Annotated in this window: 10 protein-coding genes; all 10 read right to left on the reverse strand. The window is 72.7% G+C overall.

Going from position 1 to position 14,403, the window contains the following annotated elements; translation table 11 throughout:
• Positions 1 to 231: 231 nt before the first annotated feature.
• Positions 232 to 1,929: a proline--tRNA ligase gene (locus tag AB0M76_RS34895; RefSeq protein WP_365956775.1), complete on the reverse strand. Its 1,698-nt coding sequence runs from the start codon at positions 1,927 to 1,929 to the stop codon at positions 232 to 234.
• A gap of 41 nt (positions 1,930 to 1,970) precedes the next feature.
• Positions 1,971 to 2,543, reverse strand: a complete 573-nt coding sequence (locus tag AB0M76_RS34900; RefSeq protein ID WP_365956776.1) for a GNAT family N-acetyltransferase — start codon at positions 2,541 to 2,543, stop codon at positions 1,971 to 1,973.
• Between the two features lie 86 nt (positions 2,544 to 2,629).
• A complete protein-coding gene (locus AB0M76_RS34905) occupies positions 2,630 to 3,472 on the reverse strand; it encodes a GNAT family N-acetyltransferase (RefSeq protein WP_365956777.1) in 843 nt (280 codons plus the stop codon).
• Positions 3,473 to 3,637: 165 nt separating this feature from the next.
• Complete coding sequence (gene ispG, locus AB0M76_RS34910; RefSeq protein WP_266663204.1) at positions 3,638 to 4,795, reverse strand: flavodoxin-dependent (E)-4-hydroxy-3-methylbut-2-enyl-diphosphate synthase; 1,158 nt, start codon at positions 4,793 to 4,795, stop codon at positions 3,638 to 3,640.
• Between the two features lie 175 nt (positions 4,796 to 4,970).
• Positions 4,971 to 6,272 (reverse strand): site-2 protease family protein, encoded by a 1,302-nt coding sequence (locus AB0M76_RS34915; RefSeq protein WP_365956778.1) that lies wholly within the window; start codon positions 6,270 to 6,272, stop codon positions 4,971 to 4,973.
• Positions 6,269 to 7,522 (reverse strand): 1-deoxy-D-xylulose-5-phosphate reductoisomerase, encoded by a 1,254-nt coding sequence (dxr, locus tag AB0M76_RS34920; RefSeq protein WP_365956779.1) that lies wholly within the window; start codon positions 7,520 to 7,522, stop codon positions 6,269 to 6,271. The genes AB0M76_RS34915 and dxr overlap by 4 nt, the downstream gene beginning before the upstream one ends.
• 20 nt (positions 7,523 to 7,542) lie before the next feature.
• Positions 7,543 to 8,919 carry a hypothetical protein gene (locus AB0M76_RS34925; RefSeq protein WP_365956780.1) on the reverse strand — a complete coding sequence of 459 codons (1,377 nt, stop codon included), beginning with the start codon at positions 8,917 to 8,919 and terminating at the stop codon, positions 7,543 to 7,545.
• Positions 8,920 to 8,990: 71 nt separating this feature from the next.
• Positions 8,991 to 10,925: an acyl-CoA dehydrogenase family protein gene (locus AB0M76_RS34930; protein WP_365956781.1), complete on the reverse strand. Its 1,935-nt coding sequence runs from the start codon at positions 10,923 to 10,925 to the stop codon at positions 8,991 to 8,993.
• 258 nt (positions 10,926 to 11,183) lie between these two features.
• Positions 11,184 to 12,629, reverse strand: a complete 1,446-nt coding sequence (locus AB0M76_RS34935; RefSeq protein ID WP_365956782.1) for an aldehyde dehydrogenase family protein — start codon at positions 12,627 to 12,629, stop codon at positions 11,184 to 11,186.
• 163 nt (positions 12,630 to 12,792) lie between these two features.
• Positions 12,793 to 14,373 carry a PucR family transcriptional regulator gene (locus AB0M76_RS34940; protein ID WP_365956783.1) on the reverse strand — a complete coding sequence of 527 codons (1,581 nt, stop codon included), beginning with the start codon at positions 14,371 to 14,373 and terminating at the stop codon, positions 12,793 to 12,795.
• Positions 14,374 to 14,403: the final 30 nt, after the last annotated feature.

The raw sequence follows: 14,403 nt of genomic DNA on the forward strand, positions 1-14,403 counted from the left end.
CCGCCCCGCCCTTTCTCCGTTTCTCCCCCGGCTACCGCCGGGAGGTGCCCCCAGGGCTCTGCCCGGACCCGCGCCTCAAACGCCGGTCGGGGCTGAAATGGCGCTGCGCGCCATCCAGCCCCGACCGGGGGGGAAACTCCAGCCCCGCCGGCGTTTGAGGCGCGGGGATCCGGGGGCGGAGCCCCCGGTTTCGGGACGCCGGTGGCCGGTGGGGGTCAGGCCGTCAGGCCGTCAGGCCGTCAGGCGGGACAGGGCTTCGGACAGGGGGAGTTCCTCGCGGGTGCCCGTGGCGCGGTGCTGGAGTTCGACCACCTCGTCCGCCGAGCGGCGGCCCGCGACCAGGATCCACGGGACCCCGATCAGCTCCGCGTCCGTGAGCTTCACGCCCGGCGACAGGCCCGGCCGGTCGTCCAGCAGGACCCGCAGGCCCGCGCCGGCCAGCGCGGTGGCCGCCTGCTCCGCCAGCGCCAGCGGAACCGCCTTGCCCGCCGCCACCACGTGGACGTCCGCCGGGGCCACCGCGGCCGGCCAGGCCAGGCCCCGCTCGTCGGCGGTCTGCTCGGCCAGCGCGGCCACCGCCCGCGAGACGCCGATGCCGTACGAGCCCATCGTGACCCGCACCGGCTTGCCCTCCCGGCCCAGCACGTCCAGCCCGAACGCGTCCGCGTACTTGCGGCCCAGCTGGAAGATGTGCCCGATCTCGATCGCGCGGTCCAGCCGGAGCCCGGCACCGCAGCGCGGGCAGGGGTCGCCGGGCTCGACGACGACCACGTCGAGGTACTGGTCCACCTCGAAGTCCCGCCCGCAGACCACGTTCCGGGCGTGCGTGTTCTCGCGGTTGGCCCCCGTCACCCACGAAGTGCCGGGCGCGACACGGGGGTCGGCCAGGTAGCGGACCTTGCCGAGACCCTGCGGGCCCACGTAGCCGCGTACCAGGTCGGGGCGGTCGACGAAGTCCTCGGCCGTCACCAACTCCACGACCGCCGGGGCCAGATGCTCGCCGAGCTTGCCGAGGTCCACCTCCCGGTCACCGGGTACGCCCACGGCCGTGATCTCGCCGTCGACCTTCACCAGGAGGTTCTTCAGCGTCGCCGACGCGGGCACGCCCAGGTGCGCGGCGAGGGTCTCGATCGTCGGGGTGTCGGGGGTGTCCACCTCCTCGAGCGCGGGGTGCTCGGCGTCCACCGGCGTCAGTGCGAAGGTCACCGCCTCCGTGTTCGCCGCGTAGTCGCACGACGGGCAGTCCACGAACGTGTCCTCGCCCGCCGGCGCGGGCGCCAGGAACTCCTCCGACGCCGAGCCGCCCATCGCGCCCGACACCGCCGACACGATGCGGTGGTCCAGACCGAGGCGCTCGAAGATCCGCTGGTACGCGGCCCGGTGCAGGGCGTAGGACTCCGCGAGGCCCTCGTCGCTCACGTCGAAGGAGTACGAGTCCTTCATCTGGAACTCGCGGCCGCGCAGCACGCCGGACCGCGGCCGGGCTTCGTCCCGGTATTTGGTCTGGATCTGGTAGAGCATGACCGGCAGGTCCTTGTAGGACGTGCACTGGTCCTTCACCACCAGGGTGAAGATCTCCTCGTGGGTGGGGCCGAGGAGGTAGTCCGCGCCCTTGCGGTCCTTGAGCCGGAAGAGCAGGTCCCCGTACTCCGTCCAGCGCCCGCTGACCTCGTACGGCTCCTTCGGCAGCAGCGCCGGGAGCAGCACCTCCTGGGCGCCGATGGCGTCCATCTCCTCGCGGACGATGCGCGAGACGTTGTCGAGGACCTTCTTGCCGAGCGGCAGCCAGGTCCAGACGCCCGCGGAGCTGCGGCGGACGTATCCGGCGCGGACGAGGAGCCGGTGGCTGAGGGTCTCCGCGTCGGCCGGGTCCTCTCGGAGGGTCTTGGCCATGAGGCGGGACATGCGCTGCACGTGTTGCGATGACATGACGGGAGGCTACCGGGGGCACGGCCCCCCGGAAACCCGTTTCAGGCGCGGCGGAGCGGCAGCGGGGCTCCCATCACGGCGTACGGGAGGCTCGCGCTCGGGAAGTGCACCTGGCGGGCCAGGTCCGTGTAGCCGAGGGCGCGGTAGAGCCCGCGGGCCGGGCTCTCGGTGTCGATGGCGGAGAGGATGGAGCGGGGCTCCTCGGCGGCGTCGGTGAGCCGGGTGATGAGGGTGCGGCCGACGCCGTGGCCCTGGAAGCCGGGGTGGACGTGAAGCTCGGTGATCACGAAGGAACCGTCGAGCCAGCCGTCTTGCCCCTCGGCCCGCAGGTACGGCTCGACGACCGAGGACCACCAGTACGCCCGGTCGTTCGGCATCCCGTACACGAACCCGGCGAGCGCCCCGTCCTCGGTGAACGCGCCGAGGGCACGGGCTCCGCGGCAGGTCATGTGGCGCTGCACGATGTAGCGCCGGATGCCGACCTCCTCCTCGCTGAGCCCGAAGGCCACGGCCTGCACGCGCAGCGCCTCGTCCACGCGGTCGGCGAGGTCGAGGGGACCGATGCGGAGTCCGGCGGGCCGGTCGGGGTCGTCGCCCCCGGGGGTAGGCAGCATGCGGCGACCTTACTGGGCGTTCCCCCACCCCGTCCGTACGGCCCCCACCCCTACCGCACTCGGCTCCGCCGGCGTTTGAGGCGCGTTCAGAAGAGCACGCTCATGAACGCGCCCACCTCACGGAACCCCACCCGCCGGTACGACGCCCGCGCCGCGGTGTTGAAGTCGTTGACGTACAGGCTCACCACGGGCGCGACATCGCGCAGCGCGAACTCGACGACGGCCGCCATCCCCCTCTCGGAGTGCCCACGGCCGCGGAACTCGGGATCTACCCACACGCCCTGGATCTGGCAGGCCCTGGCGGTCGCGGCGCCGATCTCCGCCTTGAAGACGACCTTGCCGTCCTCGATGCGGGCGAAGGAGCGGCCGGTGCCGACCAACTCGGCCACCCGGGCCTGGTAGAGCAGCCCGCCGTCGCCCGCCATCGGTGAGACGCCGACCTCCTCGGTGAACATGGCCACGCAGGCGGGCATGATCAGGTCCATCTCGTCCTTGCGGATCCGCCGCACGAGCGGGTCGGGGCGCACGTCCGCGGACGCCTGCTCGGTGACCATGAGCGGCTGGTGGGAGCGGACGTCGCGGGCGGGTCCCCAGCTGGGCTCCAGGAGCCGCCACAGCAGCCGGGTGGCGTCGGCGGGGCCCACGATGGAGGAGCAGCGGCGGCCGGTGCGGCGGGCCCGGTCGGCGAAGGCGCGGACGGCGTCGGAGTCGGCGCAGACGGGGACCAGGTTGGCGCCCGCGTAGCAGAGGGAGCGCAGCTCGCCGTCGGCGTAGTAGCCCCACATCTCGCCGCCCAGACGCCAGGGGTCGAGGCCGGCGACCTGGACCCTGGAGGTGACGAAGGCGTTCTCGACCGGCTCGCGTCCCAGGACTCCGAGGGCGGCGTCGAGATCACTGGGCTCAAGGACCCGGGTGGTGGTCTGCGTCAACACTGGGGCCTCACCATACAAGTCTGCTGATCTCCGAACTGTACCCGCCGCCACCGGAGGATGCCTGGTCCCACGGGTCACGAAAAAGCCCCGACCCCGCCCACGAGCTGCGGGAACGGGGCCGGGGCCGATGCGTGCGGGGCGCCGCCGGGGCGCCCGGGGTGCTCAGACGCCGATGGCGACGGTGGGCTCGCCGGACATCACGCCGTCCTTCTCCATCTGCTCGGCGATCTTCATCGCCTCTTCGATGAGGGTCTCCACGATCTTCGACTCGGGGACGGTCTTGATGACCTCGCCCTTCACGAAGATCTGGCCCTTGCCGTTGCCGGAGGCGACACCGAGATCGGCCTCGCGGGCCTCGCCCGGGCCGTTGACGACGCAGCCCATGACGGCGACGCGCAGCGGGACCTCCATGCCCGTGAGGCCCGCCGTGACCTCCTCGGCCAGCTTGTAGACGTCCACCTGGGCGCGGCCGCAGGACGGGCAGGAGACGATCTCCAGGCGGCGCGGCTTGAGGTTCAGCGACTCCAGGATCTGGATGCCGACCTTGATCTCCTCGACCGGCGGGGCCGAGAGGGAGACGCGGATGGTGTCGCCGATGCCCTCGGAGAGCAGCGCGCCGAAGGCGACGGCGGACTTGATGGTGCCCTGGAAGGCGGGGCCGGCCTCGGTGACGCCGAGGTGCAGCGGGTACGTGCACTGGGCGGCGAGCTGCCGGTAGGCGTTGACCATGACGACCGGGTCGTTGTGCTTGACCGAGATCTTGATGTCGCTGAAGCCGTGCTCCTCGAAGAGGGAGGCCTCCCACAGCGCGGACTCGACCAGCGCCTCGGGGGTGGCCTTGCCGTACTTCTTGAGCAGCCGGGCGTCGAGGGAGCCGGCGTTGACGCCGATGCGGATCGGAGTGCGCGCGTCGTTGGCGGCCTTCGCGATCTCCTTGACCTTGTCGTCGAACTGCTTGATGTTGCCCGGGTTCACGCGGACGGCGGCGCAGCCGGCGTCGATCGCGGCGAACACGTACTTGGGCTGGAAGTGGATGTCGGCGATGACCGGGATCTGCGACTTCTTCGCGATGACGGCGAGGGCGTCGGCGTCGTCCTGGGTCGGGCAGGCCACGCGCACGATGTCGCAGCCGGAGGCGGTCAGCTCGGCGATCTGCTGGAGCGTGGCGCCGATGTCGGAGGTCCGGGTGGTCGTCATCGACTGCACCGAGATCTGTGAGTCGCCGCCGACGGCCACCGAGCCGACCTGGATCTTGCGGCTGACCCTGCGGTCGGCAAGCTTCGTCGGCACGGCCGGCATTCCGAGAGAGATGGCAGTCATCTGCTGTGCAACCCCAAGGTGTGGATCAAGGTCCCGAGATCGGCGGGCTCCAGGTTTCGAGATTACGCCAACCACGGGGCGGCCCATGCATCCGAGGGCCCGGAACACCCGAACGTAGGGAGCCGGGCACGAAGCGTGCCCGGCTCCCCATACGGTCGGCGTACATGCGGACGTACTAGGTGATCTTGATCGGGTTCACCACGTCGGCCACGAGCACGAGCAGCGTGAAGCAGACGAACACGCCGGCCACCACGTACGCGGCGGGCATCAGCTTCGCCACGTCGAACGGGCCGGGGTCGGGGCGCCGGAAGACCCGGGCCACGGTGCGCCGGACCGACTCCCACAGGGCGCCCGCGATGTGCCCGCCGTCGAGCGGGAGCAGCGGCAGCATGTTGAACAGGAACAGCGAGAGGTTGAAGAACCCGACGAGCTGGAGGAAGAACACCAGCCGCTGCTCTGCCGGGATGTCCAGGGTGGCGATCTCGCCGCTGATCCGGGCCGCGCCGACGATGCCCATCGGGGAGTCGGGCTCGCGCTCGGCTCCGCTGAAGGCCGCGTCCCACAGGGCCGGGATCTTGGCGGGCAGCTTGAGCAGCCCCTGGACGCTGTTGTCGACGACCTCGCCCATGTGGTCCACGGACTGGCCGAAGGACAGCGGGGCGATCTCGCTCTTCGGACTGAAGCCGAGCCAGCCGGCCGTCACGAACCGGCCCTTGACGTACCCGCCGTGGCCGTCCGTCTTGGCGACCTTGTTCTCGATCAGGCTGACCGGCAGGGTCTGCTGCTTCCCGTCCCGGACGACCGTGACGGTGGCGGGGCCGACCGTGTCGCGGATCTGCTTCTGCAGGGCGGCCCAGTCGGCCACCTTGCGGCCGTTGAACGCCACGATCCGGTCCCCGGCCAGCAGGCCGGCGGCCTTGGCCGGGGCGACCGGGTCGCCGGCCTTGCAGATCTCGCGCTTCTCGCTCTGCTGGATGACGCAGGGCGAGACGCTCGCGACCTGCGTGGTCGTCTGGTTGATCCCGAAGCTCATCCAGACGCCGAAGAAAATCGCCAGCGCCAGCACCAGGTTCATGAACGGGCCCGCGAACATCACGATCACGCGCTTCCACGGCCTGCGCGTGTAGAACAGCCGCGTCTCGTCGCCGGGCTGGAGCTCCTCGTACGCCGCCGAGCGCGCGTCCTCGATCATCGAGCGGAACGGCGAGGTCGACCGGGCGGTCACCTTGCCGTCCTCGCCGGGCGGGAACATCCCGATCATGCGGATGTAGCCGCCCATCGGGATGGCCTTGATCCCGTACTCGGTCTCGCCCTTGTGGCGCGACCAGATGGTCGGGCCGAAGCCGACCATGTACTGGGGCACGCGGATGCCGAACAGCTTGGCCGTCGAGAGATGGCCGAGCTCGTGCCACGCGATGGAGACGAGCAGCCCGAATACGAAGATGAGTATTCCGAGCACCGTCATGAGTGCTGTCATGCGCGCGCCTCCACGGCGGCCCGGGCCGCCATCTCCTGTGCCCGGGCCCTGGCCCAGGTCTCCGCTTCGAGGACGTCTGCGACGGTGAGAGAAGTTCCCGCGTCCGGCGTCCCGTGCTCATCGACCACGGCAGAGACCGTATCCATGATTGCTGTGAACGGCAGCCGACCGGCCAGGAACGCCTCCACGCACTCCTCGTTCGCCGCATTGAACACGGCGGGGGCGGTGGAGCCCAGGGTACCCACGTGCCGGGCCAGTCCCACCGACGGGAAGGCCTCGGTGTCGAGGGGGAAGAACTCCCAGGTCGACGCCTTGGTCCAGTCGAAGGCGGGGGCCGCGTCCGGGACGCGCTCGGGCCAGCCGAGGCCGATCGCGATGGGTCCGCGCATGTCCGGCGGGGTGGCCTGGGCGAGCGTGGAGCCGTCGGAGAACTCCACCATCGAGTGGACGTACGACTGCGGATGGACCACGACCTCGATGCGGTCGAAGGGGATGTCGTAGAGCAGGTGCGCCTCGATGACCTCCAGCCCCTTGTTGACCAGGGTCGCCGAGTTGATGGTGATCACCGGGCCCATGGCCCAGGTGGGGTGCGCGAGGGCGTCCCTGACGGTGACGCCGGCCAGCTCGGCGCGGGTGCGGCCGCGGAAGGGCCCGCCGGAGGCGGTGACCACGAGCTTGCGCACATCGGCCCGGGTGCCGGCGGCGAGCGCCTGGAAGAGGGCCGCGTGCTCCGAGTCGACCGGGATGATCTGGCCGGGCTTCGCGAGGGCCTTGACCAGCGGGCCGCCGACGATCAGCGACTCCTTGTTGGCCAGGGCCAGGGTGCGGCCCGCCCGCAGCGCGGCGAGGGTGGGCGCGAGTCCGATGGAACCGGTGATGCCGTTGAGAACGGTGTGGCACTCGGAGGCGGCGAGCTCGGTCGCCGCCTCGGGCCCGGCCAGGATCTCGGGCAGCGGCTCGGAGGCGCCGTACTGGGCGTTCAGCGCCTCCTTCAGGGCCGGTACGACGTCCTCGCGGGCGACGGCCACGGTGTTCACGCGCAGCTGCCGGGCCTGCTCGGCCAGCAGCCCGACGCGCCCGCCGGCGGCGGACAGCGCGGTCACCCGGAACCGGTCGGGGTTGCGCAGGGCGAGGTCGATGGCCTGGGTCCCGATGGACCCGGTGGACCCGAGGATGACGATGTCCCGCCGGCCGGCCGCGGGGTCGAAGAGGAGGTGCGGATCGGCGAGGGGGGCTGGGCGGTCGCTCATGCCCCCATTGTTGCCGCAACTCAGGAGCGGTTGGACACGGAGTCCCCGTGAACGGCGCCGGCGAGCAGTTCGGGCAGCGTCCCGGCGAAATCCGGGAGCGCGCGGGCGGCCCGCCACCAGGCATCGGCGTCCCCGCCGAGGGCGGCTTCGAACAGCCGGTCCGCCTCGGCGCGGGCGGCGAGGACCGCCGGGTGGTGGTCGTGGCGGTCGGGGTGGTCCACCTCCCCCAGCCAGTGGCCCTCGTCCAGGGCCCAGGCGGCGGGGGCCTTGTGCCGGATCACGTCGGCGCCGGCCAGGATGCCGTCGTCGAGGCAGGCGCGGACCCACCGTATGTCCTCGCGCAGATCGCCCATGGCGTTGGGCACCCCGAGGCTCGCGAGGGCCAGCTCGCGGTTCACGCTCTCGTCCGGCTCCCAGGCGGAGCCCGGCGCGAGGGCGTCCACGGCCTCGGCGAGGCCGGGTATCGCGGCCTGCGGCTGCGGCGGCGCGGCCCCGGCGGCGACCGCGGCCACCAGCTCGGGCAGGGTGCCCGTGAACCCGGGGGCGTGCCGCTGCAGCTCGGCCCACAGCCTCGGGTCGTCGCCGAGCGCCGGGCGGAGCACCCGCAGCAGGGCCGAGCGCATCCCGGCCCACTCGGCCAGGTTCCAGCCGAGGCCGCCGGCGGCGTGGGCCTGCCCGAGGAGCAGGGCCCGGTGGGCCGGTGCGACGGCCGCCGCGAGCTCGTCGAAGGTCAGGGTGCCGGTCCGGACGGCGCGGACCGCCGGCCGGTGCCACGCCGGTCCGTACGAGGCCTGCACGCGGGTGTCGAGCAGCGCGAGCCTGGCCCGCCGGTCCAGATCGGCGACCAGCAGCAGGGCCTCCACGGAGCCGGGCGGCAGCGGGCTGCGGGCGTGCTCGCGCAGCAGGGTCTCGGGGTCGAGCTCGTACGGGAGGGCCAGCACGTCGAGCGGGATGCGCGGCCGGCGGCTGCCGTGCCGACGCAGCAGCCCGATGAGCTCAGGGCCGGTCAGCGGCGGCCCGACGGGCTCCGCAGACGGCCCGACGGGCTCCGCACCGGTCGGCGGCGGCCCGGGCGGGCGGCCGAGCTCGGCGCCGAGGGTGGCGAGCAGCTCCGGCGAGGGGCCGGGGCGGGCCGCGTACCGCGCGGGGCCGGGGAGGCCCGGCAGGGGGCGGCCGTGCACCTGCGGGCTGCGGGCGATGGTGCGGCGGTCCTCGTCGGTGCCCTCGCGCAGCAGCAGGGTGACCGCGGAGGCCGGGAGGTACTCGTCCCGGCACAGGAACCGGCGGGTGGGCGCGTCCAGCCGCCCGAGGAGGTCGGAGGCGACGCCGTCCGGTGCGTGGCGCAGCAGGAGCGCCACGCACCAGGCGAGCCGTCGGCTCTCCCTGTCCACGTTCACATGCATCCGCTTCCCCGGGTTCCCTGTCGCCAGTGTCGTACGCCTGACGGGCACCCGGCGATGATCGCAGGTCAGCGGATGGGGCGGTGGACGTTCTTCTGAGTCGACGGGCCGGGGGTGGCGTCCGCGATCCAGGGGCCGTCGCCGGAGGGGTCGAGCACGCCCTCCTCGAGCCAGGTGTAGGTGCCGGAGAGCACCCCGGCGACGACCTTGCGGTCCAGGTCGTCGGTGTTGGACCAGAGCCGGCCGAAGAGCTCCTCGACGCGGATCCGGGACTGCCGGCAGAAGGCGTCGGCCAGCTGGTAGGCCTCGCGGCCGTGCTCCCCGGAGGCCCGCAGGTGCTCGGCGCGCACGCAGGCGGCGCTCATCGCGAAGAGCTCGGCGCCGATGTCGACGATTCGGCCGAGGAAGCCCTGCTTGGTCTCCATGCGGCCCTGCCAGCGGGACATGGCGTAGAAGGTGGACCGGGCGAGTTTGCGGGCGCTGCGCTCGACGTAGCGCAGGTGGACGGAGAGGTCGGGGTGGCCGCCGGGGTGGAAGGCGCGGTACGCGCCGGGGACCTGGCCGGGGCCGGTGGCGAGCTTGGGCAGCCAGCGGGCGTAGAAGCCGGCGGCGCGGGCTCCGGCCCTGGCCTTGTCGCCGAGCGCCTTCTCCGGGTCGATGAGGTCCCCGGCGACCGACAGGTGGGCGTCGACGGCCTCGCGGGCGATCAGCAGGTGCATGATCTCGGTGGAGCCCTCGAAGATCCGGTTGATGCGCAGGTCGCGCAGCATCTGCTCGGCGGGGACGGCGCGCTCGCCGCGGGCGGCCAGCGATTCGGCGGTCTCGAAGCCGCGCCCGCCGCGGATCTGGACGAGCTCGTCGGCCATCAGGCAGGCCATCTCGCTGCCGTAGAGCTTGGCGAGGGCGGCCTCGATGCGGATGTCGTTGCGGTCCTCGTCAGCCATCTGGGAGGCCAGGTCGACGACCGCTTCGAGGGCGAAGGTAGTGGCGGCGATGAAGGAGATCTTGGCGCCGACGGCCTCGTGCCGGGCGACCGGACGGCCCCACTGCTCGCGCACGCCCGACCACTCACGGGCGATCTTCAGGCACCACTTCCCGGCGCCGACGCACATGGCGGGCAGGGACAGCCGGCCGGTGTTCAGGGTGGTCAGCGCGATCTTGAGCCCGGCGCCCTCGGCGCCGATGCGCTGCGAGGCGGGCACCCTGACCCGGTGGAAGCGGGTGAGGCCGTTCTCCAGGCCGCGCAGGCCCATGAAGGCGTTGCGGTGCTCGACGGTGATCCCGGGGGAATCGGCTTCGACGACGAAGGCGGTGATCCCGCCGCGGTGGTTCTCCGACTTCGGCACCCGGGCCATCACCACCAGCAGGTCCGCGACGACCCCGTTGGTGGTCCAGAGCTTCACCCCGTCGAGGACGTACCCGTCCTCGCCGTCGGGGACGGCGGTGGTGGCCAGCCGCGCCGGGTCGGAGCCGACGTCCGGTTCGGTGAGCAGGAAGGCGCTGATGGCGGTGGTCGCGCAGCGCGGCAGGAAGGTTTCCTTCTGCTCCTGCGTGCCGAACATCTTCAGCGGCTGCGGGACGCCGATCGACTGGTGGGCGGAGAGCAGGGCCCCGATGGCGGGGCTGACCGAGCCGACGAGGGCCAGCGCCTTGTTGTAGTACACCTGGGTGAGGCCCAGGCCCCCGTACTTGGGGTCGATCTTCATGCCGAGGGCCCCGAGCTCCTTGAGCCCGCGCACGGTCTCGTCGGGGATCTTGGCCTCGCGCTCGATGCGCGCACCGTCGATCTCGGTCTCGCAGAACGCCCGCAGCCGGGCCAGGAAGGCCTCGCCGCGCCGGACGTCTTCGTCCGCCGGCATCGGGTGCGGGTGGATCAGGTCGAGCCGGAAGTGCCCCAGGAAGAGTTCCTTGGCGAAGCTGGGCTTGCGCCAGTCCTGTTCCCGGGCCGCTTCCGCGACCTGCCGTGCCTCGCGCTCGGTCACCTTGGGCTGTGTTGCGGACATGAGGGGACTCACCTCGCCGCCGGAGTCGGTGGGACCGGCCTACTGGCCGGTGCTACCTGTGAGTCGTACCCTCTCCGGCCCTCCGGGAAAAGCCGGGACGGTCCGAGTGAGGGAAAACCAGCCCGCCCGCGGGGCTACCGCCTGGCGAGTGAGCCGAAGGGCCGCGCCGGCCACCGCGAACCGAGCCAAAAAGAAAAGGGGACGGCCGGAGCCCCCGCACAGTAGGCTCCGGCCGTCGGCTTTTGGGCCGTACGAGAATCAGATGTCGAGGCCGGTCAGGACCAGGACTCGCTCGTACGTGTAGTCGTCCATCGCGTAGCGGACACCCTCGCGGCCCACACCGGACTGCTTGACGCCGCCGTACGGCATCTGGTCGGCGCGGTAGGACGGCGCGTCGCCGACGATCACACCGCCGACCTCGAGCTCGCGGTGGGCGCGGAACGCGGTCTGGATGTTCCGGGTGAAGACGCCAGTCTGCAGGCCGAACTTCGAGTCGTTGACGGCGGCGAAGGCCTCGTCGGTGTTCTCGACCTTCGTCAGCGTCAGCACCGGCCCGAAGACCTCCTCGACGGCGAGGGTGGTGTCGGCGGGCAGGTCGGCGATGACGGTCGGCTCGTACGAGGCACCCTCGCGCTTGCCGCCGGTGAGCAGCTTGGCTCCGGCGGAGATCGCCTCGTCGACCCAGGACTCGACCCGCTTGGCGGCGTCCTCGGAGACGAGGGGGCCGACGTCGGTGGCGGAGTCGGACGGGTCGCCGGTGACCTGGGCCTGGACCTTCGTGACGACCTTCTCGACGAGGCGGTCGTAGACGGAGGCGTCGGCGATCACGCGCTGCACGGAGATGCAGGACTGGCCGGCCTGGTAGTTCGAGAAGGTCGCGATACGGGTCGCGGCCCAGTCGAGGTCGGCCTCGGAGGACCAGTCGTCCAGGACCACGGCGGCGGCGTTGCCGCCGAGCTCCAGGGTGCAGTGCTTGTGGGGCACCGACTGCTGGATGGCGTAGCCGACCTTGTCGGAGCCGGTGAAGGAGATGACGGGCAGGCGCTCGTCCTTCACCAGGGCCGGCATCTTGTCGTTGGCGACCGGCAGGACCGACCAGGAACCGGCCGGGAGGTCGGTCTCGGCGAGCAGCTCACCCAGGATCAGGCCGGAGAGCGGGGTGGCCGGGGCCGGCTTCAGGATGATCGGCGCGCCGACGGCGATGGCCGGGGCCACCTTGTGGGCGCACAGGTTCAGCGGGAAGTTGAACGGCGCGATGCCGAGGACCGGGCCCTTGACGAAGCGGCGGGTCAGGGCGAGACGGCCGACGCCACCGGCGTCGGTGTCGAGGCGCTGGGCCTCTCCGCCGTTGAAGCGGCGGGCCTCTTCGGCGGCGAAGCGGAACACGGACACCGCACGGCCGACCTCACCGCGGGCCCACTTGATGGGCTTGCCGTTCTCGGCGGAGATCAGCTGGGCGATCTCCTCGGTGCGCTCGGTGAGCCGCTTGGACACGTGGTCCAGGGCGGCGGCACGGACGTGGGCGGGAGTCGCGGAGAACTCGGCCGTCACGGCGTACGCCGCGGCCACGGCCTCTTCGACCTGGGCGTCGGTGGGCACGCTGACGGCGGCGACCAGCCGGCCGTCCCACGGGGAGTGGACGTCGAAGCTGTCCTCGCCGGTGGCCTGGCGGCCGGCGAGCCAGAAGGCGTGGGTGGAAGTCATGCGAATCCCGGCCCTTCGGATGTGTGCGGGTCCTTGTCCCCTCCACCGTAGGACTCCGTCCGGGATTCGGCGTTTATCCGGGGTGGAGCATGCCGAGCACCGGCCGCGCCGGTTTGTCAGTGTCGCTCCGTTTCCCGGGCTCCGCGCAGCGGCAACCCGATGGCTACGCCGCAGGCGAGGTGGCCTTGAGGGCGAGCCACAGCTCCATGCGGACGTCCGGGTCGTCCAGGGAGCGGCCCAGGATCTCCTCCACCCGCCGCATCCGGTACCGCAGCGTATGCCGGTGCACGCCCAGGTCGGCCGCCGCCGCATCCCACTGCCCGTGCCGCGACAGCCACGCCTGCAAGGACGCCACCAGATCCCCCCGCCCCTTCTCGTCGTGCTCGCGCAGCGCCCGCAACGTACCGTCCGCGAAGGCTCGTACCGCGTCGTCCGCAAGCAGCGGGAGCACCGACCCCGCCGCCAGGTCCTCGTGCTCCACCATCGGCCGCCCCCGCCGCCGGGCCACGGCCAGCGCCTGCTCGGCCTGCTTGAAGGCCGCGGAAACCCCCGCAGGCACCGCGGCGGCGGACAGGCCGACCACCAGCTCGTCCGGCTCCGGCCCCGTCGCCTCCCGCCCGCGCCGCGACTCCAGCGCCTCCGCGTGGTCCGCGCACGCCTGCACCGCCGAGCTCCCGTCGGCCGCCAGCACCACCAGCCGCCCCGGCTCCGGCACCACCAGCAGCGCCTCCCCCGCACGGGCTGCCGCCGACTCCACCGCATCGGCCAGCAACGCCAGCCCCTCCGGCTGCGCCGTCCCCGGCAGCGCCGGCTCCGCCACGATCAGCCGGAACGGCGCCTCCAGCAGGGCCCCGTACAGGTCCCCGGCCACCGCCCGCGCATGCTCGGCCTCCCCGTCCAGCAGCATCCGCAGCACCGCCGCCCCGAGCCGGGACTCCGCATCGTGCAGCGACCTCGACCGCTCCGTGGTCAGGGTCAGCAGCGCCACCGCCGAGTGCACGGCGTACCGCTCGGCCGTGCCCAGCGGGGCCCCGGTGCCGACGGCGAGCGCGCCGCGGGCCCGCCGACCGGTCCCCAGCGACTGGAGCTCGACCCGGTCCTCCGAGCCGCCCACCACCGCGCTCGCCGGCGCCGGCCGCTCCCGCAGCCGCTCCACGTCGGGGGTCAGCCGGGCGGCGCGCCGGGCTGCCCACTCCGGGGCGGCCGCGACCACCGCGCCCGAGGTGTCGTACAGGGCGGCCCAGCCGTGCACGTGCGCCGCCAGCCTCGACAGCAGCTCGGCGGGGCCGTCGGCGGACAGCGCGGCCCGCGTCAGCTCCCGCTGTGCCTCGAAGCCGGCGGTCACCGCGCGGTACTGGTCCGCGGCGAGGGCCGCGGAGACGGCCTTGCTGATCGCGAGGAACGGGGTCCGGCGCGGCACCTCCAGCAGCGGCAGGTCCTCGGCCCGCGCGGCCTCGACCAGCGCCTCCGGGACCGCCTCGTAGTTCACGCCGACGGCGAAGCCGATGCCGACGACCCCGGCCGCGGCGAGGCGGCGTACGTACCGGCGCATCTCCTGCGGATCCTCTGCGTCCAGCTTCATCGCGGTGATCAGGAGCAGTTCCCCGCCCTCCATATAGGGGACGGGGTCGGCGAGCTCGCTGACGTGGGCCCAGCGGACGGGGGTGTCCAGGCGGCTCTCCCCCGCCCGGACGCTGAGCTTGAGCGCCGAGTGCTGGACGAGCGAGGCGAGGGTGAGCGGCATCGGGTACCAGGGGCCTTAGGAGGAAGGAGG

The sequence above is a fragment of the Streptomyces sp. NPDC051364 genome, from assembly GCF_040682115.1.
Classification (GTDB): domain Bacteria; phylum Actinomycetota; class Actinomycetes; order Streptomycetales; family Streptomycetaceae; genus Streptomyces.